Source organism: Devosia sp. XGJD_8 (genome assembly GCF_046614475.1).
In the GTDB taxonomy this organism is placed as follows: Bacteria; Pseudomonadota; Alphaproteobacteria; order Rhizobiales; family Devosiaceae; genus Devosia.
In genome coordinates this window covers 3,058,262-3,083,685 of the sequence record NZ_JBKJHF010000001.1, presented here as the reverse complement: position 1 = coordinate 3,083,685, position 25,424 = coordinate 3,058,262, and the positions used below count along the sequence as shown (strand labels likewise).

The window sequence follows — 25,424 nt, the reverse complement described above, 5'->3', positions numbered from 1 at the left end:
CGAGCGAAGCACTTTTCGGGGTCGGCGCCTTGCCGACCCTCTTTGCTAGTCCTCCGAACGACCGGCGGTGTCGCGATCCTGCTCGTAGTGGTGCTTGAGCGGGAAGGGCGGAAGCCAGGATTCGCGGCGGGTGGTCCAGAGTTCGTAGGTTGGTACCAGCTGGTTCGGGGCATCGAGGGAGCCGAGGTTGACCTCGATTTCGTCGGCGCTGCGCGAGAAGACGGGCGAGCCGCAGCGCGGGCAGAAGAAGCGACCCAGATAATCCCGGACCTCGCCCTCAATGGCCACTGCATGTTGCGGGAAAATGGCGGACGCGTGGAAGAGGGCGCCGTGATGCTTGCGGCAATCCAGGCAATGGCAGATGCCAACCCGGTAGGGTTGTCCTGTAGCGACTATCCGCACGCTGCCGCACAGGCAGCCACCGGTGTACTGGTCCATGCGGGTCTCCTTGCGCAGGCTATTCCGCGGGCTCGGGGACGTCATTGGCCGCATCGAGTTCGCGCTCCAGGCGGGCTTCCTCCTCGGCCTTTGGTTTGCTGAAGCGGGCCAACAGGAGATAGGCCACCGGCGTCAGGTAGAGCGTCGAGATGGCCGCAAAGCTGAGGCCGCCGACCATGACCCAGCCGAGGGCCGAGCGGGCTTCGGCGCCGGCGCCGCTGGCGAGGACCAGGGGCAGGCCGCCGAGAATGGTGGCGATCATGGTCATCATGACCGGACGCAGGCGAATATTGGACGCTTCCTCGATGGCTTCGGCGACGCTGCGGCCCTGATCCCGCAGCTGGTTGGCGAACTCGACGATCAGAATGCCGTTCTTGGCCATGATGCCGACGACCAGTACCAGCCCGATCTGGCTGAAGATATTGAGACTGCCCCCTGTCACCAACAGCGCATAAAGCGCCGCCGCCACACCGAAAGGCACGGTGGTCATGACGATGATGGCGCTCCAGAAACTTTCGAACTGGGCGGCCAGGACGAGCAGGATGATGACGAGGGCGAAGCCGAAGGTGATGAAGAGGCCGTTGCTGGCTTCCCCGATGGTCCGGGCTTCGGCCAGCGGGACGATCGAGACGCCTTCAGGCAGGACGGGGCGGGCGATGTCGAGCATGCTGTAATAGGCGTCGCCCAGCGCCTGCGCGCCATCGAGACTGGCCGAAACCGGCACGGCCCGGCGCTGACCTTCCCGGCGCAGCGAGGGGGGCACGGCGGACTCGGTGATGCTGGCAATGGTCGACATGGGCACGTAACGGCCATCGCCGGTACGCAGGAAGATGGATTCGAGGTCGCGCGGGTCGTTGACCGGATTGCTGGTCGAGACCATGCGCACGGTATAGCTGGTATCGTTGATGAAGATGGTGCCGACGTCGCTGCCGTCGATCATGGCCTGCATGGTGGTGGCGAGGCCATTGATGTCGACACCCAGAGCATCAGCGCGGGCCCGATCGACAGTGAGCGTGAGCTGGGGTTGGGTGGTGTCGAAGTTGACGCTGACATTGCCGAAGCGGCCATCGGCATCGAGCAGATCGGCGATGGACTGCGCGGTTTCGGCAAGGACGGCATAATCGGAGCCGACAACGGCAAACTGCAGGCCCGAGCCGCCGCCGCGAATGCCGAGGCTGTTGCCCTGGCCGACATTGGCGCGTACGCCCGGCACCTGCGCCATGAGGGCGGTAATGTCCGCCGCGATCTCCTGCTGGCCGCGCTCGCGTTCGCCCCAGGGTGCCAGTGTCAGGGTCAGCGCGCCGCCGCTGCCCCAGCCGGAGAGCACGAAGATGGACTGCACTTCGCCGTTCTCGACGAAGGGCTGCAGCATGGCTTCGATCTGGGTCATGCGGGTGCGCACGAAATCGAGGCTTACCGTATTGGGCGCGGAGACCCGCAGGAAAATCTGCGAGCGGTCTTCGGGCGGGGTGATTTCCTGCCGGAGGTTGCCATAGACGAAGTAGGAGGAGGCGGCGAACAGCAGGGCGATCAGCACGACGACGAAGGGGTTGTGCAGCGCGACGCGGAGGGTGAGGCGATAGAGGGCGGCGAAGCGGCGCCCGAGCGCGGCGACCGGGCCGCCATGGTGGCGGGGTTCATGCGCCTTGAGGAAGCGCGAGGCGATCATCGGACCCATGGAGAGGGCGACGACCGAGGAGAGGAGCACCGCAATGGCGAGGGTAAAGCCGAATTCGCGGAACAGCCGGCCGGTCTGGCCCTCGAGGAAGGATAGCGGGACGAAGACGGCGGCGAGGGTCAATGTGGTGGCGACGACGGCGAAGAAGACTTCCTGGGTGCCCAGAACCGCGGCGGCGCGAGGACCGGCGCCCATGGATTTGCGGCGGACGATGTTCTCCAGCACGACGATGGCGTCGTCGACCACGAGACCGGTGGCGAGGACAAGGGCGAGCAGGGTGATGATGTTGAGGGAGAAGCCGGCGAGATAGATGCCGGCGACGGCGCCGAGCAGGGCAATCGGCATGGCGATGGCGGGGACGATGGTGGCGCGCCAATCGAGCAGGAACAGGAAGATGATGGCGACGACGACGACCAGCGAGACCAGGAGGGCAATCTGCACCTCGTGCAGGGCGCCCTCGATGAAGACGGCATCGTCGCTGGACACGCGGATGTCGACGCCTTCAGGCAGGGTCTGGTTGAGCGTCTCGACCGCGGCGTGAATGCCGTGGGAGATCTCGATGGTGTTGGACTGGGCCTGCCGGACAATGCCCAGGCCGATGCCCGGCTTGCCGTCGGAGCGCAGCGAGGAGGTGCTGGCGGCGGCGTCGAAGACGACTGTCGCCACATCGCCCAGCAGAGTGCGGCCATCAATGATGATGCTCTCGAAATCCTCGGGCGTGGTGACTTCCGAAATGGCGCGGACGGAAATGTTCTGGTTGGGGCCGTTGATCGAGCCCGCCGGCGTATCGAAGGCGATGGTGGCGAGCGCGTTGCGCACATCGGCCACCGTCAGGCCCAAACTGGCGAGCTTGAGCGGATCGACGTCGATCTCGAAGGCGGTGTCCCTGGTGCCATAGACCTGCACTTCGGCCACGCCATCGACCGCGGCGAGACGCTCGACCACGATGTTCTCGACCAACTCGCTGAGATCGGCAACGGACAGGGCGTCGGCGGTGACGGCGAGCTGGATGACGGCCTGGGCGTCGCTGTCGGCCTTGAAGATGGTAGGATCTTCGACGCCATCGGGCAGGTTTCGGTTGACCCGGCTCAACGCGTCGCGGACGTCGGACGTGGCAGTGTCGAGATTGGTGCCGTCGGAGAATTCGAGGGTGACGCGGCTGCTGCCGACCGATGAGCTGGCGGAGATGGAGGTGACGCCCTGGACGCGGGCCACGGCGCCCTCGACCACGGCGGTCACTTCGCGATCCACGGTTTCGGCGGCGGCGCCGGGAAAGCTTGTGGAGATCGACAGCACAGGCTGCTCAACGCTGGGCAGCTCGCGCACTTCGGCCCCGAGCAAGGCGGCAAGGCCCGCCACGACGATAAGCGCATTGATGACCACGGCCATAACCGGCCGCCGCACGAAGAGCGCCGCCAGGGTGCCGCCGCGTTCGTTCTTCTGGGCGATCGACATGGGCTCTACTCCGAGGTGGCTGCGGTTTCCGCGGCGGCCTGGCTGCCGTCGGGGCCATCGAGCAGGGTCACCGCGGCGCCATCGCTGAGCTGGAGGATGCCTTCGGTAATGATAGCGTCGCCGGGGCCGAGATCGCCGCGGACGAGGACGCCGTCGCTGTTGCGCTGGACGATTTCGGCCGGCACGCGGGCCGCCTTGCCGTCAGCGTATTTCCAGACATAGGAGCCTTCGGCCGACCACAGGATCGCCAGCGGATTGACGGTGGGATACTGCTCGCCCGGGAAGCGCAGGGCCACCGAAAAGGACATGCCGGCGCGCAGGTCGCCGTTCTCGTTGGGAATCTGGGCCTGGACCTGCAGCGTGCGGCTGGCCGGGTCGATGCGGTTGTCGATGGCGCTGACCTCGCCGGAAAAGCTGCGCCCGGACAGGGCAACCGAGGAGATCGTCACCGGTGCGCCCAGCTCGATGACGCCGACATAGCGCTCCGGCACCCAGAAATCGACGAGGATGGAGGAGGTGTCCTCAACCGTGGTGACCGTGGTCTGGGCGGCGACATAGTTGCCCGGGGTGACGCGGATCAGGCCGACGGTGCCGGCAATCGGGCTGGCAATGGTGCGGCGGGCGAGGGCAACGCCGGCATTGCGCAATTCGAGATCGGCATTGGCCGCGGCCAGCTGGGCTGCCGTCAGGGCGGTGGTGGCGACGACGCTGGAACTCGCGAGGCCCTCGGTGCGGGCCAATGTGGCCTGGGCGTCCTCCGCGGCCAGCCGGGCGCGGTCATAGGCGATCTGCTCGGCCTCGGCATCGAGCCGGGCGATGACGTCGCCCGCCGCAACCACCTGGCCCGGCCGCACCAGAATCTCCGCGAGCGTACCGCCGGCAGGGGAGGTCACGGTGACGGAACTGGCGGCAGTGCCCTCGCCAACTGCGGCGAGCGTGTCGTTTATGGTCGACAGGGTAACCGGCGTGGTCACGACATTGGTTTGCCGGCCGCCAAAGCCGCCCGGTCGTCGGCCGGCCTGGGCCTGCGGTTCAGGCGGCCCGGCTGCGAAGGGAAGGACTATGCCGGCACGGGCCAGAGTTTCGGTGGAACCGGGGACAAAAAAGACCCAGGCCGCTGCCGCGGCCGCCAGAATGAAGAGAGACGCGACGAGTTGCCGGATCAAGCGAAGAATCCTGAAAATTGCGATGGGGTGGCCGAGGCCGCCGAATATGGAGCAAGACTAACAGTGCCTGCCCGGACCGCACATTACAAAACTGTAAGGTCAGTTCATCAAGACGCGATCTCGGCGTCCGGCCGTGCGCCCCATTCGGCCCATGAACCATCGTAGACCGCGACCTCGGAAGCACCCGCCAGTTGCAGCGCCAACGCCAGCGTCGCGGCGGTGATGCCCGAGCCGCAGGAGGTGATGACCGGCTTGGTGAGGTCTATGCCGCGATCGGTAAAGAGCTGGGCCAGTTCAGGTTCGGGCCGCATCTGGCCATTGGCGGTGAGCAGGCTGACCGGGATGTTGAGGCTGTTGGGGATGTGGCCGCCCCGCAGGCCGGGGCGCGGCTCGGGTGCTTCGGCGTGAAAGCGGGGCGCTGGGCGGGCGTCGGCGATCTGGGCGGCGCCATCGTGGCTGCGGTCGCGCACGGTTTCAAAGTCGGCGACCAGATCGGGATCGAAACTGGTGTGAAAGACCTGTGGCGGGCGGGCGACGAGGCCGGTTTCGGTAGCGCGACGCTCTGCCCGCCATTTGGGGCCACCGCCGGCCAGGATGCGGACATCGGCGGCGCCCATGGTGCGGAAGGTCCACCAGACGCGCGGCGCTGAGAAAAGGCCAAGCTCGTCATAGATGACGATGGTCATGGTGTCCGAAATGCCCAGGGCGCCGACCATGCGGGCAAAGTCATTGGGCGCGGGCAGCATGTGAGGCAGGTCGGTGCTGGTATCGGCAACGCCGTCGATATCGAAGAAGACGGCACCCGGGATATGACCGGCGAGATATTCGGCCTGGGCGTTGCGCGCGGCATTGGGCATATGCCAACTGCCATCGAGCACGACCAGGTTGGGGTCGCTCAAGTGGGTGGCAAGCCAGTCGGTGGTGACGAAGGGGGATTCCATCTGGGCGTCGCTCCGTCGGTTCGCGTCAGTCGTACCCTCCTGTCCGCCTCTCCCGCAAGGGGGAGTGCCATTGCATGTCCGCTATGTGGCTAGAGAATCAGCAAATTCTTGCTGGCAAGACTGATGGTGACCGGCTCGCCGCGAACCGGCGGGACGGTGCGCTGGTCGTTGAATGTGTCGAGGCTGATGACATTCTTGCCCAGCGAGACGCGCAGGCGAATGACCGAGCCGAGGAAGGTGACATCGGCAATAGTGCCGGTGAGCGTGACGTCATTGCCCTCACTGGCGCCGACAGCCACGACTTCGGGGCGCAAAGTCAGCTGCGTCTGGGCATTGGCCGCGGCGTCGGCGGGCAGGTGGGGGACGGTAACAATGTGGCCATCGATCGACACGGTCCTGGCCGCTGGATCGACAATGGTCGCCTCGATGCTGTTGAGCTGGCCGACAAAGGTGGCGACGAAACGGGTGGCAGGCTTGTTGTAGATTTCGTGTGGCGCGCCGAGCTGTTCGATATTGCCGGCATGCATGACCACGACGCGATCGGAGATGGAGAGGGCCTCCTCCTGGTCGTGGGTGACGAAGACGGTGGTGATGCCCAGATCGAGCTGAATGGCGCGGATTTCCTCGCGCAGCGAAACGCGTATCTTGGCGTCCAGCGCCGACAGCGGTTCGTCGAGCAGCAGCATACGGGGGCGCGGGGCAATGGCGCGGGCGAGGGCGACGCGCTGCTGCTGGCCGCCGCTCATTTCATAGGGATAGCGTTTCTCGTAACCCGGCAGGCCGATCAGCCTGAGCATTTCGTCGACGCGGGCGCGGCGCTGTTCGGCGGGCATGCCGGCGATCTTGAGGCCAAAGCCGATATTGTCGCCGACGTTGAGGTTAGGGAACAGCGCATAGGCCTGAAAGACCATGCCGAGCTGGCGCTGGTTGGGCTTGAGATGGGTGATGTCCTGCCCCTCGACCTGGATGGTGCCGGCTGTGACGCTTTCAAAGCCGGCAATCATGCGCAGGATCGTGGTCTTGCCGCAGCCGGAGGGGCCGAGCAGGGAGATGAACTCGCCCTTGTCGAAGGCGAAGCTAACGCCCTTGACCACGGTATTGCTGCCGAAGGACTTGGTGAGGTTCTGGACTTCGAGGAAGGCTGCCATGGGGTCAATCGGTCCGGGCGGAGGTGCGGGGGGCGAAGCGGCCGAGCACGTTGATCATGCCCATGGCACCCCAGGTGATGATGAAGGAGATGATGGCGAGCGCTGCCGGCTCATAGGCGCGGTTGGTGCCGATGCCGACAAGATAGGGGCCGAAGGCGGGCCTGTTGAGCAGGCTCGCAATGGTGAATTCGCCGATGACGATGGCGAAGGTCAGGAAGGCGCCGGAAAGAATGGCGACAAGGATATTGGGCAGGATGATCTGCCAGATGATCTGGACCTGATTGGCGCCCATGATCTGCGCGGCCTCGGTCAGCGTGCCGATATCGATGGTGCGCATGCCGGTATCCACGGCGCGGTACATATAGGGCAAAGCGAGGGTGACATAGGCGCCGGTCAGCAGGATGTCGGTGCCCAGGGCGCTGCCGGTGAAGGGGATGATAGAGCTCGAATTGTAGAGCCGGATGTAGCCATAGACCAGGACCAGCGCCGGGATGACCAGCGGCAGCAGGGTGACAAACTCGACGAAGGGCCGGAGCCAGGGCATGCGCAGCCGCACGAAATAGACCGCCGGAACGATGACCAGGACCCCGACCACGATGGTGAACAGGCCAATGAGCGTCGAATAGCCGAAGGTCGCGTGAAAGCGCGGATCGGCGAAGACGGAAGCGTAGGCGTCGAAGCTGTATTCGCCGCGGCGCATGCGCAGGGAAAATTCGAATGTGGCGATCAGCGGCACGATGAAATAGGCGGCGCCCAACAGGAAGACCAGCCAGGACCAGAAGCGGTTGGTCTTCATTTCATCCACCTCTCGGCGCGGTGGGCAATCACGAGGTAGATGATGTTGGCGCAGGAAGTGATGACGATCATGCCCAAGGCCAGGGCGGCGCCGAGACCGGGGTTTTGCAGGGCATCGCCGCGGATCTGGTTGTAGAGCAGCACGGTCACGATGTTGAGATTGGAGCCGGTCAGGGCCCAGGCCGTGGCGATGGCGCCGAAGGCATTGGCAAAGAGCAGCGACAGGGTGCCGAGAAAGCTGGGCCACAGGATGGGCAGGCCGATATAGCGCCAGAACTGCCATTGGCTGGCCCCCAGCATCTGCGCGGCTTCGCTCCATTCCTTTTTCAGGCCGTCGACGGCCGGCGCGATGATGAGCACCATCAGCGGGATCTGGAAATAGAGATAGGTCAGCGTCAGGCCCCAGAAGCTGAGCAGGTTGAAACCCGAGCGATAGAGATCGAAACCGAAGACGGTCTTGAGCACGATGGTGACCAGCCCGAGCCGGCCCAGCGTCGAGATGAACGCGAAGGCCAGCGGGACGCCGGCGAAATTGGAGGCGACGCCGGAAAAGGTCATGACAGCGGAACGCAGCCCGGCGGGCAGGCGACCGCGAATGATGGCGAGCGTGATGGCAAGGCCAATGATGGCGCCAAGAATGGCGGATGCGCCGGAAATACGGATGGAGATCCAGTAGGCGGCAACGATCTGGCCAGTGCCGAGATCCAGGATGTTCTGCAGGGTGAAATTGCCCGCGCGGTCGGTGAAGGCGGCCACGACCAGCGACAGGGTGGGCAGGAAGAGGAACATCACGGCGAAGATGGCGAAGGGAGCGACGGCCAGGACGTCCCAGGGCAGGCGGCGGGTGGATGGAGGCGTGCTCATGGCGGCGTGGGAAGACCCCCTCCTGGCCTCCCCCTGGAAGGGGAGGGACCGCGCCCTGAATGTTGCGCGATACTACCTCAAACTCGATATGGCTCCTCCCCCTCTTGAGGGGGAGGATGGGTGGGGTGTCGCGCCCCATGGGCGCGACGTTGAGCAGGTTACTGAACCGAGGCGCCGACGGTGGTGTCCCAGCCGGTGGTGATGGTGGCCTTGTTGGCGTTCTGCTCTTCGATGCTCGGAAACACGGCCTTGGCATAGTTCTCGGCGGCGGGGAGCTTGGCCATCAGGTCGTCCGGCAGCACACCGGCTTCGGCCATGGCGCTGAAGCGGATCGGGTGGCAGTAGCCGGCCAGCCAGCCGAGCTGGCCTTCGTCGGAATAGAGATACTCCATCCAGAGCTTGGCAGCGTTGGGATGCGGGGCGTGGGCCGAGATGGCCTGGACATAGACGCCGGCGACGACGCCATCGGAGGGCACAACCACGTCGATCGGCGGGTTGCCGTTGAGGTTGTCGCGGGCGGCCAGCAGATTGTAGTCCCAGTTGATGGCGATGGGCGTGGTGCCCTGGGCGATGGCTGCCGCTTCAGCGTCGACGGGCACGAAATTGCCCTTGTCGTTGAGGGCCTTGAAGTAGTCGAGGCCAGCCTGGGCGGCCGTGGCGGCGTCGGCACCGGTCGACAGACCGGCGGCATAGACCGACATGATGGCATTGTTGGCGGTACGCGGATCGCCGGCCAGGGCGACGGAGTTGGCGAACTCGTCCTTCATCAGGTCGGCCCAGGAAGCCGGGTTGTCGCCAGTGATGATGTCCTTGTTGATGCCGAAGGCCAGCACGCCGTAATAGTCACCATACCAGAAGCCTTCGGCATCCTTGGCGTCATCGGGGATTTCGTCCCAGGTGGAGACCTTGTAGGCCTGCAGCAGGCCCTCATCCTTGGCCTGCGGGCCGAAGGCAAGGCCGATATCGAGGACGTCCGGCGCCTGTGGGCCGGTATTGCCGATATTGGCGCGCACTGCCTCGAGTTCGTCGGCAGAGCCGGCGTCGGGGTTGAGTTCGTTGACGGTGATGCCTGGATACTTGGCCTTGAAGCCTTCGATCACGCCGCCATAGTTGCACCAGGAGTGGGGCAGGGCGATGGTGGTGAGCTGGCCCTCGGCCTTGGCCGCTTCGTAAAGCGCGTCGAGGTCAGTCTGGGCGAAGGCGGGGGCAGAAACGGCGAGCACCGCAAGCATCGATACCGATGCGGCGAGAGTCTTCTTGATGGACATGTTCAGTCTCCCTGAAAAGTCGTTCGCGAGTGCCTGACGACAGGCGACCCGGGCGAACTTCTGGTGGAATTAGAGAGACGGTGTGACAGTGCAATGACGGTGGGCGGAACGGCGTGTGACAGCCGCAATCGCCATGATTTCAACCGTTTGCGCCATGCGCCCGTCGGTGCTGCTTCCTCCCAGTCGCAACCATGACAGTGCCCGTTTGTGACAGTTTCGTCCAGATGGTCAAAAATTGCTTTTGGGCTGCCGGCTACGGCGGTGGACGTGAGCTTTCGCGCAGGACCAGTTCCACGGGCCAGAGCTCGTGCACGTCCTCCAGCGGCTTGCCGCCCAGCATCTGCAGAACCAGCTCAGCGACGCGGCTGCCGGCCTGCCGGATGGAGGAGCGGGTGGTGGACATGGTGGGGTACATGTTGTCGGCGTTGAGATAGGGGAAGACGTCGTCATGGGCGATCATCGAGACGTCCTTGCCCAGGACGAGGCCGGCCTGGCGGATGGCGCGGAACACGCCCAGGGCCGTCATCATCGAGCCGGCCAGAAAGGCCGTGGGGCGGGGCCGGAGCTCAAGCATGGCCTGGGCCATGCGGAAGGCCACTTCGTCGGTGAAGACCGAATTGCCCATCAGTGCCGCGTCGAAGGGCACGCCGCGGGCCGACAGGGCGGCCAGATAGCCGATTTCGCGGTGTTCGGCGAAGGTGCGGCCCTTGACCCCGTTGAGCAGGGCGATGCGACGATGGCCCAGATCGAGCAGGTGGCTGGTGGCGCGTTCGACCGCGCTGGTATTGTCGATGTCCATCCAGGCAACCGGCTGGCCGATATTGGTGCGGCCATGCATGACGAAGGGAATATTGAGGTCGAGCAGCAGTTCGGCCCGTGCATCCTTGAGCGTGGGCGAATGGAGCACGAAGGCGTCGACCTTCTGGCTCGCCGCAAGCCGGCGATAGGCCGCCATCTCGTCCTGGAAATTCTCCACCGTGATGAGCAGGATGTCGATTTCCTCGGTGCTCATGCGCCCGCTCATGCCGGCCATGAACTCGCTCATATGCGGCCCCAGTTCGTCCGCGCCGCGCAGCACAAGGCCGATCGCGCCAGCGCGGCCGGTGGCCAGACGCAAGGCGCTGGCATTGGGGCGATAACCGAGGCGCGCCGCCGTCTCGGCCACGCGCAGACGTGTCGCCTCGTTGACTTCAGGATAGCCATTGAGCGCGCGGCTGACAGTGGTTTGCGACAGGCCCAGGTGTTCGGCCAGATCCTTCAATCTCATCGCTGCAAACTGGCCCCAGGCACGGCATGACCAACGCTTTGTGGGCGGCGCATCCAAGGGGCGCGCCCGGTCTGCCTTGCCTTTAGGGCACACAGGCCGCCTTGAACAGCGGTTCCTGCCTACTCCTCCGGCGATCATTCAAAGCGATTTCAAATTTTGATGCAAGAGCCGAAATCGTTGTCAGTATTCTGAGGTGCGTACCTCATGAAAAATGTGGATGGGTTTCGGTGCGGCGTCGTTGGCTTCATATCAACGTATTGAAAAGATTGATGAATTCAGATCGCCTGGTGAAATTCACAAAGATTCCACCTGAGCCCCGCTTGACAGAAATTCGCAGCTCTGGTTCTTTTTGACCCAAAGCGCTTTGGAAATGTAGGCGGAACAGCCGCTGAAACGGGCGCTTTTACGGGGAGGAGAATTTGTTCAAGGCCGGCGCTTCAGCGCAGGCCGAACAGGTGTGCCCCCCGACGGTTGCTTCATTCGGGAGGATATCTAATGAAAATCAACAAGCTGCTCGTTGGACTTTTGACGAGCGTAACGCTGGTCGTGGGCTCAGCGCAGGCCGCGGAACTGTCGATCGTTTCGGGTGACACCGGCAATGGCCTGGCATTCCTGCGCAGCCAGCTCGACAAGTTCGAAGCCGACACCGGCCACACGGTCACCGTTGTGCCGATGCCATCCTCGACCTCCGACCAGTTCGGCCAGTATCGCCTGTGGCTCGCTGCCGGCAATACCGACATCGACGTGTACCAGACCGACGTGATCTGGGCGCCCCAGCTCGCCGACCAGTTCCTCGACCTGACCGAGGCCGCCAAGGACGTCGTGGGTGACCACTTCCCGTCCATCATCGAGTCGCAGACGGTTGACGGCAAGCTCGTTGCCCTGCCGGCCTTCACCGACGCACCCGCCCTGTTCTACCGCACCGATCTGCTGGAAAAGTACAGCAAGCCCGTGCCGACCACCTGGGCCGAGATGGAAGCGACCGCCAAGGAAATCATGGATGCCGAGCGCGCTGCCGGCAATTCCGAGATGTGGGGTTTCGTGTTCCAGGGCAATGCCTATGAAGGCCTGACCTGCGATGCCCTCGAATGGGTCATGTCCAATGGCGGTGGCCAGATCATTGAAGCAGACGGCACGATCTCGATCAACAACGAGCAGGCCGCTGCTGCTATCGACCGCGCTGCCGGCTGGATCGGGACGATCTCTCCGGAAGGCAACCTGGCCTACCAGGAAGAAGAAAGCCGCGGCGTGTGGCAGCTCGGCAATGCCGTGTTCCACCGCAACTGGCCCTATGCCTATGCACTGGGCAATGGCGATGACTCGGCCGTGAAGGGCAAGTTCGACGTGGCTCCGCTTCCCGCCGGTGACGGCGAAGGTGCTCGCTCGGCGGCTACGCTGGGTGGCTGGAACGTCGCTGTGTCCAAGTACACGCCCGATCCGGAAGCTGCCATCGAACTGGCACTCTTCCTGAGCTCGACCGAAGTGCAGAAGGAACGCGCGATCAACCAGTCGAACCTGCCCACCATCGAGTCGCTCTATGACGACGCCGATGTGCTGGCCGCTTCGCCGTTCATGGCAAACTGGAAGGAAATCTTCCAGAATGCCGTGCCGCGTCCGTCGGCGCCGACCAAAGTGAAGTACAACGAGGTCTCCTCGATGTTCTGGAGCGCCGTCCATAATACCCTCTCGGGTAACGGGACTGCCGCCGAGAACCTCGAACTCCTCGAGGCCGATCTGGCCGATCTCAAGGGCGACGCCTGGTAAGTCCTCCCAGGGCCCATGCAGGGCGGACGGCCGGGCTATCCCGGCCGCCCGCTTTGCGCCAAGATGACGACAAACGGGGAGGAGGCCGCAATGACGACCGAAACGCTGGCGCCGCCGATCACGGTGACCGCGCCTAAGATCAAATCGGAGCTGATGCAGCAGCGCGTGCGTGCCGCGCGATGGTTCCTGGTGCCCATGCTGCTCGCTCTTGCCGTGGTGGCAGGCTGGCCGCTCCTTCGCTCGATCTATTTCTCTTTCACCGATGCCTCCCTCAACGACCTCTATGGGGCCGAGTGGGTGGGTTTCGGCAATTATCTGCGCTGGCAGACGCTCGACAGCGGCGTGGTCCGCTATCGCGGACTGCTGGCGGATCCGGCCTGGTGGAACGCGGTGTGGAATACGCTTCGCTTTGCCTTCGTGTCGGTGAGCTTCGAGGCGGTGCTCGGCATGATCGTCGCCCTGGTGCTCAATGCCGAATTCAAGGGCCGCGGCATCGTCCGCGCCGCCATTCTCATTCCCTGGGCCATCCCGACCATCGTGTCGGCCAAGATGTGGTCATGGATGCTCAACGACCAGTTCGGCATCATCAATGACCTGGGCATGAAGCTGGGCCTGCTGAGCCAGAAGGTGGCCTGGACCGCGACGCCGGAGACGGCAATGACGGCGGTGCTGATCGTCGATATCTGGAAGACCACGCCGTTCATGGCGCTGCTGATCCTGGCCGGTCTGCAGATGGTGCCCAAGGATATCTATGAAGCCGCCGAGCTCGATGGGGTGCATCCGGTCAAGCAGTTTTTCCGGATCACGCTCCCGCTGGTGCGTCCCGCCCTCATGGTCGCGATCATCTTCCGGCTGCTCGATGCCCTACGCATTTTCGACCTGATCTACGTGCTGACGCCCAACAGCGTTGCCACCAAGACCATGAGCGTGCTGGCCCGAGAGAACCTCTTCGATTTCGACAATTTCGCCTATGGCTCGGCGATGTCGACCATGTTGTTCCTGATCATCGCGCTGATGACCATTCTCTACATCTGGCTGGGCAAAGTTCGGTTCGACGGGGGAGACCGCTGATGGGCGCGACAATCGATCTCTGGAAAATCACCAAGACGGTACTGTTCTACGCGCTTGTGACGTTCATCGTCGTGGTGTCGGTCTTCCCGTTCTACTATGCGATCCTGACCAGCTTCAAATCGGGCACGGATATCTTCCGCGTCACCTATTGGCCAGTATCGTTCAGCCTCGAAAACTATACCGCGGTGTTCAGCCAGGGCAGTTTCCCGCGCAACCTGCTCAATTCGGTCTTTGTCGCCTCGGTGACGGTGATCCTGGCACTGTTTCTCGCCGTGACCGCCGCGTTCGCTCTCAGCCGCGTGCGGTTCCGGGGCCGGGGCTTCCTGCTGATGGTCATTCTGGCCGTGTCCATGTTCCCGCAGATTGCGGTGCTGGCGGGCCTGTTCGAGGTCATCCGGTTCCTGGGCATCTACAACACGCCCTGGGCACTGATTTTCTCCTACACCATCTTCACGCTGCCCTTCACGGTGTGGGTGCTGACCACATTCATGCGCGACCTGCCGATCGAGATTGAAGAGGCTGCGATTGTCGATGGGGCCTCGCCCTGGGTCATCATCACGCGGGTATTCATGCCGCTGATGTGGCCGGCGCTGGTGACGACGGGCCTGCTGGCCTTCATCGGAGCGTGGAACGAGTTTCTGTTCGCGCTGACCTTCACCTCATCGAACGACACGCGCACCGTGCCGGTGGCCATCGCGCTGCTGTCGGGTGGTTCGCAGTATGAAATTCCGTGGGGCATCATCATGGCGGCATCGGTGATCGTGACCGTGCCCCTGGTTTTCCTCGTGCTGGTCTTCCAGCGCAAGATCGTGTCCGGCCTCACCGCCGGCGGCGTCAAAGGTTAAGGAGCTACAGAAATGGCAAGCATTGAGCTTCGCAATATCCGCAAGGCCTTCGGCGCCGTCGAGGTGATCAAGGGGGTCGACCTCGAAGTCCGCAAGGGCGAGTTCATGGTGTTCGTCGGCCCGTCGGGCTGCGGGAAATCCACGCTGCTGCGGCTGATCTCGGGGCTGGAGGACATCACCTCGGGCGAGATGCTGTTCGACGGCAAGGTGGTCAATGCGCTGGCACCCTCCAAGCGCGGCATCGCCATGGTGTTCCAGTCCTATGCGCTCTACCCGCACATGACGGTCTACGAGAACATGGCCTTTGGCCTGACGCTCGAAAAGGGCCACGACAAGGACGAGATCCGCCAGCGCGTCGAAAAGGCCGCGGATATGCTGCAGATCCGGCAGTATCTCGATCGGTTGCCCAAGCAGCTTTCGGGCGGTCAGCGTCAGCGCGTCGCCATTGGCCGCGCCATCACCCGTGATCCCAAGGTGTTCCTGTTCGACGAGCCGCTGTCGAACCTCGACGCCGCTTTGCGCGTGGCGACCCGTATCGAGATCGCCAAGCTGCATGAGAGCATGGACAATGTCACCATGGTCTATGTGACGCATGACCAGGTCGAGGCCATGACGCTGGCTGACCGCATCTGCGTGCTGCGCGATGGGCTGATCGAGCAGGTCGGGACGCCCATGGAGCTCTATGAGAAGCCCAATTCGGTATTCGTTGCCGGCTTCATCGGTTCGCCCAAGATGAACTTCATCGGCGGCGAGCGGGCGGAGAAGTTCGGCGCGCATACGCTGGGCATTCGCGGCGAACACATCACCATCACCCCCGATAACGGGCTGTGGAACGGCACGGTGATCCACACCGAGAATCTGGGCGCCGATTCCTACGTCTATCTGGAGATGGGGACCGAGGAGCCGGTCGTGGTGCGCCTCGATGGCTCGAACAATTACAAGAGCGGCGAGGTGGTCCACATTTCACCGATGGAAGACAAGATCCACCGCTTCGACGCAGCCGGCAAACCTGTCCGCTAAAATTACGGGCAGGGCCATGGCCCTGCCGCAATGCCTTTCTACCCCCGGATGCGCAAGCGGCGGCGGGTGGCAAAAGACGCGCCGGCAGCCAGCCGGCGCCAAACCAATGCGATAGCCGTGACGGACGGGCCTCCCTCCTGTGACTGCGCGGCAAATTCCAGCACGTATTCCAAGGAGACTACCAATGCCGATCCGTACCCTAGTGTGGGGCGAAAACGTTCACGAGCAGAAGAACAAGATCGTGGCCGACAACTATCCCACCGGCATGCACAACCAGATTGCCAAGCTGCTATCCGCCGACAGCAATATCGTGACCAAGACCACGACCCTGCAGGACCCAGAGCATGGCTGCACCGTCGAGGCCTTGGCCGAGACGGATGTGCTGGTATGGTGGGGCCATGCCGCGCATGGTCAGGTCGAGGACGAGATTGTCGAGCGCATCGCCAAGCGGGTGTGGGAGGGCATGGGCCTGATTGTGCTGCATTCCGGGCACTTCTCCAAGATCTTCAAGCGCCTGATGGGCTCGCCATGCGCGCTGCATTGGCGCGAGGCCGGCGAGCGCGAGCGGCTCTGGGTCACCAATCCGGGGCACCCCATTGCCAAGGGCCTGCCGGCCTATTTCGAGCTCGAAATGGAAGAGATGTATGGCGAGCCCTTCAGCGTGCCTGAGCCGCTGGAGACGGTGTTCGTCAGCTGGTTCCAGGGTGGTGAAGTGTTCCGGAGCGGCCTGACCTATCGTCGCGGCGCCGGCAATATCTTCTATTTCCGCCCGGGCCACGAAACCTATCCGACCTATCACGACGACACGGTCGGCCTCGTGCTGCGCAATGCGGTCAACTGGGCCTATAACGAGAACCAGTTCCCCCAGATTCTCGACGCACCGAATACCCCGGTGGAAGAGGCGCTGGAAAAGATCGAAGAGCGCGGCCCCAAGCTGCATCACGGGCGTGAAGAGGGCTTCCGGTAGGACCTGCAGGCGGGCGCCGATCCAAAGCCGCCCGCCCACTGCGCCATTCCCGCGAAAGCGGGAAGCTCAGTTTGTCGGTGCCGTAAGAAGACAGGGGTTTCCGCCTTCGTGGGAATGACCCGGTGGAATGTTGACCAGCGGTCACTGCGGTGACCCACAAGGAATATGAAATATGCGTATCCTCATTCTGGGTACCGGTGGCATGGCCAATCAGCATGCCAAGCATTTTGCCGCGATCGAGGGCGTGACCCTGGCCGGTGGCGTGGACGTCGATCCGGCACGCGTCGAGGCGTTCTGCACGACGCATAGCATCGAGCGGGGTTTCGGCTCGCTGGACGCCGCCCTGGCGTGGGGCGAGTTCGACGCGGTGGCCAATGTCACGCCCGACAGCGTGCATCATCCGACGACCATGGCCGCGCTCAAGGCGGGCAAGCATGTGTTCTGCGAGAAGCCGCTGGCGACCGACCATGCCAAGGCCATGGAGATGACCGAGGAAGCCGAGCGGCTGGGCCTGATCAACATGGTCAACCTGACCTACCGTAATGTCAGCCAGCTGCAGAAGGCGCGCGAGATCGTGCAATCGGGCGCTGTCGGCAAGGTCAAGCATTTCGAGGCGAGCTATCTGCAGAGCTGGCTGGTGAGCAAGGCCTGGGGCGACTGGCGTACGGAATCGCAGTGGCTGTGGCGCCTTTCCAAGAAGCACGGTTCCAATGGCGTGCTGGGCGATATCGGCGTGCATATTCTCGACTTTGCCGCCTATGGGGCCGGCAGCGATTTTTCCAAGGTATTCTGCCGGCTGGAGACGTTCGAGAAGGCCGAGAACAATCGTATCGGCGAATATGATCTCGACGCCAATGACAGCTTTGCCATGACGGCACAGCTGGAGAATGGTGCGCTGGGCGTGATCCATGCGACGCGCTGGGCCACCGGGCACTTCAATGAGCTGCGGCTGCGCGTCTATGGCGAACTGGGTTCGGTGGAAGTGCAGCATCGGCACGACTGGTCCAAGCTCTTCACCTGCCTGGGCGACGATGCCGAAACCGGTACCTGGACCGAAGTGGTGACCGAGACCGTTCCGACCAACTATATGCGCTTTGTCGAGGCGGTGCGGGCCGGCAAGAATGATGAGCCCAGCTTCCGTCACGCCACCAACATCCAGAAGGTGCTGGACCTGGCTACCGCGACAGACCGTGACCGGATGGAACACCAAGTCTAGGTCGACTTGCCGATTAGAACAAAAAACCCCGGCCTCGCGGCCGGGGTTCGTCGTTCATACCGTCAGATTAAGCGCGGTCGTCAACATAGACGATCACGGAACCATCGGCATTGCTCTTAACCGCGACAACGTCGCTGGAGGCATGGCCTTCGGCTTCCAGCTTGGCCTTGATGGCGGCATTGCCTTCCACATTGGTGTGGAGGGTCGTCATGGCATCGGCATTGGCCGAAAGCGCCTCATCAAGGGCCGCAGCCTCGGTGTCCGCATTGCCCTGCAGGGAGGACAGCAGGACGATCGTGACATTGGCTTCATCGGTCACAGCCGACAGGTCAATATCGGCAGAGCCGGAGATGGAGGACATCACCGAGCCGAAGGTGTTGTCGGACATGCCGCCGGCATTGGCGCTGGCGTTCGCGGCATTGGCATTCGCATTGGCGTTTGCGTCAGCACCGGCTGCAGCGTCTACTGCAGGGGTATCAACGGTCACGCCGGCGCCGGCATCGACACCGACTGCAGCGTCCTGAGCCAGCGCGGGGAGAGCGCTGGTCGAGAGCAAGGCAGCAATGGTGGTGGCAATAATGGTCTTCTTCATTTTCTAGACTCCTCAGTGGGATTGTGCCCCCCACTTGAACAGCCTCCCAACGGCACCGTCGGCGAAGAGGTTGCACATTTATTGATCACATTTGACCATTCGGGGACGCCTCTTGGACGGGATGTGTCCCCTCAGGCCTGCTGGTAACGCGGGGCCGGCGCACCATTCTGGGTGCCGCCAAACAGGCGGGCGCGAGCCTCGTCATAGGCGGTCCACAGGGCGGCATCATGCACGGAGGGGAGGGTGACTTCTTCGCCGCGGTCCATGCCGACGAGAGCCGCATCGACAAGCTGTTCTGCGGTCATGAAGGCGGACTGGTCAAAGGCTGCAAGGGGCACGCCGGCGGTGTCGTAGAAATCGGTGATGGTGCCAGCAGGCAGCACCGCCTGAACCAGGATGCCCTGGTCTTTGACCTCCTGTTGGATGGCCCGGCTATAGGTGAGGACGAAGGCCTTGGTGGCGCTGTAGAGCGAGGTGACCGGCATGGCATGAAAGGCCATGACCGAGCCGACATTGACGATAGTGCCCTGGCGGCGTGCACGCATGCCAGGAAGCGCGGCCCGTGTCAGGCGCATCAAGGCGGTGACATTGAGCGACAGGGTCGCGGCGGCATCGGCGTCGGATAGATCGGCGGTGGGCGTAATGGGCCCGATGCCGGCATTGTTGACGAGGATATCGATGGGTTCGCTGCGCAGCGCCTGCTCGACAAGCGCGATGTCCCCCTCGGCGGTGAGGTCGGCCGGCAGGGTGCGAACGGCGACAGCGTGATCACGCCTCAGCGCAGCAGCCAGAGCGTTCAGGCGGTCGGCACGACGGGCCACCAGAATGAGGTCATGGCCGCGGGCGGCCAGACGGCGCGCATAGACCGCACCAATGCCGGACGACGCGCCAGTAACGAGAGCGAGGGAGGGAGCAGACATGGAATTCTCCTTTGGTTGAGTGCTCAACTATCTGTGTCGGGTTTCACGCCTTGTCAATGGTAGAGTGCTCAACTATTTTAGGTGCAGAGGTGTCAGGTGGCCAATAAATTGCGTTCCGACGAAGCCGACGTGGAGCCCTATGACGCGCTGAGCTGCACGCATACGTCGTTGCGACGCGCGGCGCGGCAGTTCACCCAGCTCTATGACGATGCGCTGGCGCCGGCAGGGCTCAGCTCGGCCCAGGCCCTGCTGGTGGCGCAGATTGACCAGCTGGGCGGCGCGCCGGGTGGCAGGGGACCGTCCCTGCAGGCGCTGTCGAAGCGGCTGGCGATCCAGATCTCGGCCCTGACCCATGCGCTGCGTCCCCTGGTGCGCGATGGGTTGGTGAGCCTTCATACTGACGGGGAAGACCGCCGCATCAAGCGCGCCGTGCTGACCGAGCAGGGCATGAGCCAAACCAGGCAGATGTATGTGTTGTGGCGTGAGGTGAACCAGCGGATCGAAACCGTGCTGGGGGACGGTGCAGCCGAGCAATTGCGCGGCCTTGCCAATCGCGTCGCCTCTCCGGATTTTCTTGCGGCCTTTGGCCAGACGACAAAATCAGCCGATTGACCCGCAGGGCTGCAACCACCTCGGCCGATGCGAATTGTGTTGCGAGATCAAACTGGAGCGTCAATTCATGGGAATTATCTGGGCCATCATCATCGGTTTTCTCGCGGGCCTCATCGCCAAGTGGGTCACCCCGGGCGATAACAAGCCGAGCGGCTTCATCCTTACGACGGTGCTGGGTGTCATCGGTTCGGTGCTGGCGACATGGCTGGGCCAGGCGGTCGGGCTCTACGGTCCGGGCGATGGCGCGGGCTTCATCGCGTCCATTATCGGCGCGGTGATCATCCTGCTGGCCTGGAACCAGATTGCGCGACGGGCCTGAGGGCCGTCGCCCCGCGGAAAGAAAAAGGGCGCCCACCGGGCGCCCTTCCTGCTTAGAGAGGCTTATTCGATGACCGTGATGCGGCCGTCGGTATAGGGGGTGTATTCCCCACCCTGCTTGGCGATGAAATCGGCCAGGACCTGCTCGAGCGGCGGGCCAAAGTCGTAGGGATTGTCGCCTTCGGCAAAGGTGCCGTAGCCGTCGCCGCCACCACGCATGTAGTTGTTGGTGACGATGGAGTAGGTGGCAGCCTCATCGATCGGGGCCCAGGTGTCGCCCGAGCCGACCATGACATCGCTGATGCGTTCGCCAGCCGGGCTAGCCAGGGTGTAGCTGTATTTGAGGCCTGCAACCTGCGGGAAGCGGCCGGCACCGTTCTCGATATCGCTGACGCCGTTTTCGAGCGCCTCGATCACATCTGCGCCCGAGAGGTCCACGGTAGCCAGGGTGTTGGAGAAGGGTAGCACGGTGATGACTTCACCGACGGTGATTTCACCAGCGTCGATGGAAGCGCGCAGACCGCCACCATTCTGGATGGCGATGGTCACACCCTGATCGACAACGCGGTCGAGCATGGCATCGGCAACGAGATTGCCCATCTGGCACTCGACGACGCGGCAGGTTTCGCGCGAGCCGTCGATGTCAGCGGTGGTGGTACCGATGACCACGCCCATGGCTTCCTCGATCGGCGCGGCGAGTTCGGCGAGCTGGCCGGCGAAGTCCTCGTTGCCGACAACCGAGGCGTCGATCAGGTAGGGTTCACCTTCGGCCTTGGTGACAACACCGTTGTCATCCCAAGTGATGGCGATGTCGCCGAGATACTTGCCATACTGGTTGGCCTGAACCACCGGCACTTCAACCCCGTCGGGGTTGGTGACCATTGTGGGATAGGGGCCGGCAGCGCCTTCGGCGGTGTTGGACAGCAGGGTGTGGCTGTGACCACCCACAATCACGTCGACCAGCGGCAGGGCGGCGGCGACATCCATGTCCACGGTATAGCCGATGTGGCTGAGCAGGATGATCTTGTTGACGCCAGCGGCGTCGAGCGCTTCGGAGGCGCCGCGGACATACTGGATCACGTCGGTGAATTCGACGTTCGGACCAGGCGATGCAATTTCCGGCGTATCTTCGGTGGTCGCGCCGATGATGCCGATCTTCTCGCCGCCGATTTCGATGACGAAGGAGCCCTTGATCTTGCCACGCAGGTTTTCATCGCGCGTGACGTCGAAGTTGCCGCCGATAATCGGGAACTCGGCCGCTTCGATGAACTTCATGAACTCTTCCGGGCCGTCATCGAATTCGTGATTGCCGGTGGCGACCACGTCAAAGCCCATCTGATTGAAGAAGTCCGACACCACCTTGGATTTGTAAGTGGTGTAGTAGAGCGAGCCCTGGAAGTTGTCGCCGGCCGAGAGCAGCAGCGAATTGCCGTCTTCATATTTGGCACGGGTGTCGTCGATGATGGTCTTGAGGCGCGCAATGCCGCCGAAGCACTCACCGGCCGCATCATCTTCAGCATTGCAGTTGGAGTCGGTGCCAGTGATCGGATCGAAGCGGGAGTGGAAGTCGTTGATGTGCAGGATGTTGAGCGTGAAATCCGCATGGGCCGCACTGGAAAATCCAGCGCAGAGGGTGAGCGCCGTAGCGCCGAGTAGTAGTCGTTTCATCCCTGTATCCTTTGGTTGCTTGACGGCAGTCCAGACCCCGCGGCCCTCGGGTGTTGTCGATCGGCACTCCTTGAACGGGAACGCGCGTTTCCAGCCACGGCGATAGGGGAGTTAACCAGTCTTTTGTGACAGTGAAAAGTGGACCTTTTGGTCAATTTTCACGTTCATCCCTCCACAGGCATGGGCGCCATGCGGTGATGTGGGGTTCAACAATCATCAACCATCCCGCAAGACAGCATCTGGCGGGGGCGTCGCATAAACCGGCGGGAAAGGCAGCGGGCGCATTGTGTCCCCTGGTAGAACCGCCAGCCACCACAAGGACGATACCGGCCATGAGTGCCTCGCTAGAAAGCCTGATGCGCGAAGTGCCCCGAGCGAGCGCACCGCAATGGGGCGGGCTTTTGCTCTTCATCGCCATAGGCGGGGCGGGGGCTGCGGCCTTCGTGGTGCTGTCCACGCTCATCATCTGGCTCGATACCGGCATTGCCGACTGGATCGTCAACACGATCTGCTATGGCGTCCTGATCGTTCCAGTTTACCTGCTGCACCGGCTCTATTCGTTTCAGTCCGAGGCGTCGCACTGGCAGGCTTTGCCGCGCTACCTGGCCGTGCAGGGCATGGCACTGCTGCTGGCGGCGCTTTTTTCATTTGTCATTCACGGCGTCACGGCGCTGCCCAGCGTCGTCGTATCGATCCTGGTGATCGCGCTGACCTCGGGCGTCAATTTCATGGTCTTGCGCGGCTGGGCCTTCGCCCGGGCGCAATGGGGCGTTGCGGTTCCAGCATGATCGCACAGTCTGCCAAGGCCCTGCTCAATCGCGTGCACGATTCCGTGGTCTTCGGGCGACGGGTAAAGGTGTTGTCCCAGGCCCTGGCCGCGGCCATCCCCACTGGGGGAAGCGTGCTCGATCTGGGCTGCGGCGATGGGCAGGTGGCGTTGGGCCTGATGGCGCTGCGGCCCGATCTTGCCGTAGAGGGCGTGGATGTGCTGCTCCGACCGGTGACGCATATCCCGGTGACACTTTATGATGGGGCCAGCCTGCCTTTTGCCGATGGCAGCTTCGATTATGTGACCATTGTCGACGTGCTGCACCACACCGACGATCCAGCGGCGGTGCTGGCGGAAGCAAGCCGCGTTGCCCGAAGGGGTGTGGTGGTCAAGGACCATCTGCGCCAAGGCGTGCTGGCCGGCCCGACACTGCGGCTGATGGACTGGGTGGGCAATCGCGGGCACGACGTGCGCCTACCCTACAACTATCTCGATGCTGGCCAATGGACCACCGCCTTCGAGCGTGCCGGGCTTGCGAAAGCAAGCTGGGCGGATGCGCTTGGGCTCTACGGCGCCCCCCTGAACTGGCTGTTCGAACGCAAGCTGCATTTCGTGGCATTGCTGAAGCCCGTCGAGCGGGGTTCCTTTAGCCAGCCAGTCGGGTAATCTCCGCGCCGTTTGATTTGCGGGGAATTGCAGTATGAAAAGCGCATTGATCGTCTATGGCGGCTGGTCCGGGCATGATCCGGAAGAGTGCGCCGCCATCTATCGTCGATGGCTGCACGAAGACGGTTTCTCCGTGCGGACCGCCACCGAGACCAGCGCGTTTGCTGACCCGTCCATCCACGATCTGTCGCTGATCATTCCGATCTTCACCATGAGCAAGATCGAAAAGGCCGAGGTCGAGAACCTGACCAAGGCGGTCGAAGGTGGCGTGGGCCTCGCCGGCCACCATGGCGGCATGAGCGATGCCTTCCGCGATGCGGTGGACTACCAGTTCATGGTGGGCGGCCAGTGGGTGGCTCATCCCGGCAACATCATCGACTACACCGTCGACGTGGCCGATCCGCTCGATCCGGTGATGGCGGGGATCAAGTCGTTCCCCTACACGTCCGAGCAATATTACATGCATGTCGACCCCTCCAACAAAGTGCTGGCGACGACCACATTCAGCGGCGAGCACGCGCCCTGGATTGCCGGGGTGAAGATGCCGGTGGTGTGGAAGCGGATGCATGGCAAGGGCAAGGTGTTCCACTCCACGCTGGGGCATCAGGCCAAGGAGTTCGACGTGCTTGAGATGGCCACCATCATGCGGCGCGGCATGAACTGGGCGGCGCGGGACGAGTAGCCGCTACCAGCGCAGCAGGAAGCGACCCAGGACTGCGCCCAGCACGCCGACAATGAGAATGCCCAGCGTGTACCAGAGCGCAAGGAACATCATGCCGTTCTCGGCGCAGGCAAAGGAATAGACCCAGGCGCCGGCGCCGCCGGCCATGATGCCGGCGGCGAACCCCGCCAGGGTCGGGTTGGCGGGGGCCATGCGGCGCAGCGCGATGATGGAGGCTAGCAGCATGGGCAGGCCCAGGACGACGATGCGCCAGGGGCAGACCAGCGAGGTGCCGCCAATAATCAGCGGCATCATGTCGTCGGGTCCGGCGGCGGCGAGCTGGATGAAGGCGCCGATGACCAGCAGGGCGAGCAGGCCGAGCACTGCTATCCACGGCCAGCGAATACGTCCGTCCGGCCGGGCCAGTGCCATTGTGGCCACGCCGCCCAGCACGGCCACAGACAGCGTATAGCCGAACTTGGTCCAGAAATTCATCGTGGACATGGCCGTGTCCAGGTCCGGGCGCATGCCGAGCCACATATTCATCGCGACAATGGCCACGAGTGTACTGACCAGAGTCGCGCCGAACAGCAGCCGCTGCATGGCCATGGGGCGCACGGGCTTAAGATCGGCGGAAAGGCGGGCGATCAGGTCGTCGGTCATTTCGGCCCTCCCGCAAAGCGAGCGGCCAGCGACTTGAGCCCGCGATGGATGGATACCTTGGCTGCGGTTTCGGAGATACCGTGAGCGGCGGCCGCCTCGGCAACCGAGGCGCCATCCACCTTGGTGCGACGGATCAGGTCGCTGGTGCGGGGCGGAACAGCCTCGAGCACGACATCGAGATCGCGCCGGGCAATGGCGTCGGCGCTGTCGTCGTGGGCGAAGATGGGCGCGTCATCTTCCAGCGGCACGGTCAGCCGGATCGACTGGCGCCGGACATGGTCGACGAATTTGTGATGCGCCACGGCATGCAACCAGGCCGTGAAGGGCCGGTTGCGGTCATAGGTCATGCGGCGGGTATGAATGGCCAGCAGAGTGTCCTGCACGAGGTCCTCCGCGTGCGATGCGAAGGCGGGGGTGAGCCGCCGGGTGAAATACGGGCGCAGATGGCGGCCCAGTTCGGCCAGCAGCGACCGGTAGGCCGCGGCATCGCCGTCCAGCGAAGCAAGCATCAGCGCCCGCAGTCGCTTCTCGGTCGGATCGGTCTGCATTGCTCGTTCATTCGGCCCCATGGCCAGTATGGTTACATCGCGGACGGAAATCAGGAAATGGCTTTTCCGCGATCACGACGGCGTGAGCACGTAACGGGCATCGT

At 63.4% G+C, this 25,424-nt stretch carries 25 protein-coding genes; 11 read left to right on the top strand and 14 right to left on the bottom strand.

Features of this window, described 5'->3' with window-relative positions; translation table 11 throughout:
- Positions 1-45: 45 nt before the first annotated feature.
- The 9 genes from ACLI1C_RS14755 to ACLI1C_RS14715 form a co-directional block, all read right to left on the bottom strand.
- On the bottom strand, positions 46-438 hold the full coding sequence (locus ACLI1C_RS14755) for a GFA family protein (protein WP_411397934.1): 393 nt from the start codon (positions 436-438) through the stop codon (positions 46-48).
- A 19-nt stretch (positions 439-457) separates the two neighbouring features.
- Positions 458-3,571, bottom strand: coding sequence for an efflux RND transporter permease subunit (locus ACLI1C_RS14750; RefSeq protein WP_411397932.1), 3,114 nt, complete (start codon positions 3,569-3,571; stop codon positions 458-460).
- A gap of 5 nt (positions 3,572-3,576) precedes the next feature.
- On the bottom strand, positions 3,577-4,737 hold the full coding sequence (locus ACLI1C_RS14745) for an efflux RND transporter periplasmic adaptor subunit (RefSeq protein ID WP_411397930.1): 1,161 nt from the start codon (positions 4,735-4,737) through the stop codon (positions 3,577-3,579).
- A 107-nt stretch (positions 4,738-4,844) separates the two neighbouring features.
- The gene (sseA, locus tag ACLI1C_RS14740; RefSeq protein ID WP_411397928.1) at positions 4,845-5,678 is read right to left on the bottom strand and encodes a 3-mercaptopyruvate sulfurtransferase; all 834 of its coding nucleotides are present in this window, start codon (positions 5,676-5,678) and stop codon (positions 4,845-4,847) included.
- 89 nt (positions 5,679-5,767) lie between these two features.
- Positions 5,768-6,826 (bottom strand): ABC transporter ATP-binding protein, encoded by a 1,059-nt coding sequence (locus ACLI1C_RS14735; RefSeq protein WP_411397926.1) that lies wholly within the window; start codon positions 6,824-6,826, stop codon positions 5,768-5,770.
- A 4-nt stretch (positions 6,827-6,830) separates the two neighbouring features.
- Positions 6,831-7,622 (bottom strand): ABC transporter permease, encoded by a 792-nt coding sequence (locus ACLI1C_RS14730; RefSeq protein WP_411397924.1) that lies wholly within the window; start codon positions 7,620-7,622, stop codon positions 6,831-6,833.
- On the bottom strand, positions 7,619-8,485 hold the full coding sequence (locus ACLI1C_RS14725) for an ABC transporter permease (RefSeq protein ID WP_411397922.1): 867 nt from the start codon (positions 8,483-8,485) through the stop codon (positions 7,619-7,621). Before ACLI1C_RS14725 ends, ACLI1C_RS14730 begins: the two co-directional genes overlap by 4 nt.
- 158 nt (positions 8,486-8,643) lie before the next feature.
- Positions 8,644-9,753 (bottom strand): ABC transporter substrate-binding protein, encoded by a 1,110-nt coding sequence (locus tag ACLI1C_RS14720; protein ID WP_411397921.1) that lies wholly within the window; start codon positions 9,751-9,753, stop codon positions 8,644-8,646.
- A gap of 253 nt (positions 9,754-10,006) precedes the next feature.
- Positions 10,007-11,020, bottom strand: coding sequence for a substrate-binding domain-containing protein (locus ACLI1C_RS14715; RefSeq protein ID WP_411397919.1), 1,014 nt, complete (start codon positions 11,018-11,020; stop codon positions 10,007-10,009).
- Positions 11,021-11,515: 495 nt separating this feature from the next.
- On the opposite strand from ACLI1C_RS14715, the gene ACLI1C_RS14710 reads away from it, so the two are divergent.
- The 6 genes from ACLI1C_RS14710 to ACLI1C_RS14685 all read left to right on the top strand — a co-directional run bounded on the left by ACLI1C_RS14710 (position 11,516) and on the right by ACLI1C_RS14685 (position 17,903).
- Entirely contained in the window at positions 11,516-12,784 is a 1,269-nt protein-coding gene (locus tag ACLI1C_RS14710; protein ID WP_411397917.1) for an ABC transporter substrate-binding protein, read from the top strand.
- A 90-nt stretch (positions 12,785-12,874) separates the two neighbouring features.
- Positions 12,875-13,855 (top strand): carbohydrate ABC transporter permease, encoded by a 981-nt coding sequence (locus ACLI1C_RS14705; RefSeq protein WP_411397915.1) that lies wholly within the window; start codon positions 12,875-12,877, stop codon positions 13,853-13,855.
- Positions 13,855-14,700, top strand: coding sequence for a carbohydrate ABC transporter permease (locus tag ACLI1C_RS14700; protein WP_411397914.1), 846 nt, complete (start codon positions 13,855-13,857; stop codon positions 14,698-14,700). Before ACLI1C_RS14705 ends, ACLI1C_RS14700 begins: the two co-directional genes overlap by 1 nt.
- A 12-nt stretch (positions 14,701-14,712) precedes the next feature.
- Entirely contained in the window at positions 14,713-15,720 is a 1,008-nt protein-coding gene (locus ACLI1C_RS14695) for an ABC transporter ATP-binding protein (RefSeq protein ID WP_411397912.1), read from the top strand.
- A 184-nt stretch (positions 15,721-15,904) separates the two neighbouring features.
- Positions 15,905-16,687, top strand: a complete 783-nt coding sequence (locus tag ACLI1C_RS14690) for a ThuA domain-containing protein (protein ID WP_411397910.1) — start codon at positions 15,905-15,907, stop codon at positions 16,685-16,687.
- Positions 16,688-16,859: 172 nt separating this feature from the next.
- Positions 16,860-17,903 carry a Gfo/Idh/MocA family protein gene (locus tag ACLI1C_RS14685; RefSeq protein ID WP_411397908.1) on the top strand — a complete coding sequence of 348 codons (1,044 nt, stop codon included), beginning with the start codon at positions 16,860-16,862 and terminating at the stop codon, positions 17,901-17,903.
- Positions 17,904-17,970: 67 nt separating this feature from the next.
- Here the strand turns inward: ACLI1C_RS14685 and ACLI1C_RS14680 are convergent, their stop codons facing one another.
- Together ACLI1C_RS14680 and ACLI1C_RS14675 are read right to left on the bottom strand one after the other, a co-directional pair.
- Positions 17,971-18,495, bottom strand: coding sequence for a hypothetical protein (locus ACLI1C_RS14680; RefSeq protein WP_411397906.1), 525 nt, complete (start codon positions 18,493-18,495; stop codon positions 17,971-17,973).
- Positions 18,496-18,626: 131 nt separating this feature from the next.
- Positions 18,627-19,415, bottom strand: a complete 789-nt coding sequence (locus ACLI1C_RS14675; RefSeq protein WP_411397904.1) for an SDR family NAD(P)-dependent oxidoreductase — start codon at positions 19,413-19,415, stop codon at positions 18,627-18,629.
- A 96-nt stretch (positions 19,416-19,511) separates the two neighbouring features.
- Between ACLI1C_RS14675 and ACLI1C_RS14670 the strand changes: the two genes are divergently transcribed.
- Together ACLI1C_RS14670 and ACLI1C_RS14665 are read left to right on the top strand one after the other, a co-directional pair.
- On the top strand, positions 19,512-20,027 hold the full coding sequence (locus ACLI1C_RS14670; RefSeq protein WP_411397903.1) for a MarR family winged helix-turn-helix transcriptional regulator: 516 nt from the start codon (positions 19,512-19,514) through the stop codon (positions 20,025-20,027).
- A gap of 67 nt (positions 20,028-20,094) precedes the next feature.
- The gene (locus ACLI1C_RS14665; RefSeq protein WP_411397901.1) at positions 20,095-20,346 is read left to right on the top strand and encodes a GlsB/YeaQ/YmgE family stress response membrane protein; all 252 of its coding nucleotides are present in this window, start codon (positions 20,095-20,097) and stop codon (positions 20,344-20,346) included.
- 62 nt (positions 20,347-20,408) lie between these two features.
- Here the strand turns inward: ACLI1C_RS14665 and ACLI1C_RS14660 are convergent, their stop codons facing one another.
- Positions 20,409-22,013 carry a bifunctional metallophosphatase/5'-nucleotidase gene (locus ACLI1C_RS14660; protein ID WP_411397899.1) on the bottom strand — a complete coding sequence of 535 codons (1,605 nt, stop codon included), beginning with the start codon at positions 22,011-22,013 and terminating at the stop codon, positions 20,409-20,411.
- Positions 22,014-22,345: 332 nt separating this feature from the next.
- Here ACLI1C_RS14660 and ACLI1C_RS14655 point away from each other — a divergent pair, with 332 nt between their 5' ends.
- The 3 genes from ACLI1C_RS14655 to ACLI1C_RS14645 are packed head-to-tail and all read left to right on the top strand — an operon-like array spanning position 22,346 to position 24,130.
- Positions 22,346-22,801, top strand: coding sequence for a GtrA family protein (locus ACLI1C_RS14655; protein ID WP_411397897.1), 456 nt, complete (start codon positions 22,346-22,348; stop codon positions 22,799-22,801).
- Complete coding sequence (locus tag ACLI1C_RS14650; protein ID WP_411397895.1) at positions 22,798-23,448, top strand: class I SAM-dependent methyltransferase; 651 nt, start codon at positions 22,798-22,800, stop codon at positions 23,446-23,448. The genes ACLI1C_RS14655 and ACLI1C_RS14650 overlap by 4 nt, the downstream gene beginning before the upstream one ends.
- A gap of 34 nt (positions 23,449-23,482) precedes the next feature.
- On the top strand, positions 23,483-24,130 hold the full coding sequence (locus ACLI1C_RS14645; protein WP_411397894.1) for a ThuA domain-containing protein: 648 nt from the start codon (positions 23,483-23,485) through the stop codon (positions 24,128-24,130).
- A 3-nt stretch (positions 24,131-24,133) separates the two neighbouring features.
- Here the strand turns inward: ACLI1C_RS14645 and ACLI1C_RS14640 are convergent, their stop codons facing one another.
- Positions 24,134-24,772, bottom strand: a complete 639-nt coding sequence (locus tag ACLI1C_RS14640; RefSeq protein ID WP_411397893.1) for an NrsF family protein — start codon at positions 24,770-24,772, stop codon at positions 24,134-24,136.
- On the bottom strand, positions 24,769-25,293 hold the full coding sequence (locus ACLI1C_RS14635) for a sigma-70 family RNA polymerase sigma factor (protein ID WP_411398346.1): 525 nt from the start codon (positions 25,291-25,293) through the stop codon (positions 24,769-24,771). Before ACLI1C_RS14635 ends, ACLI1C_RS14640 begins: the two co-directional genes overlap by 4 nt.
- Positions 25,294-25,424: the final 131 nt, after the last annotated feature.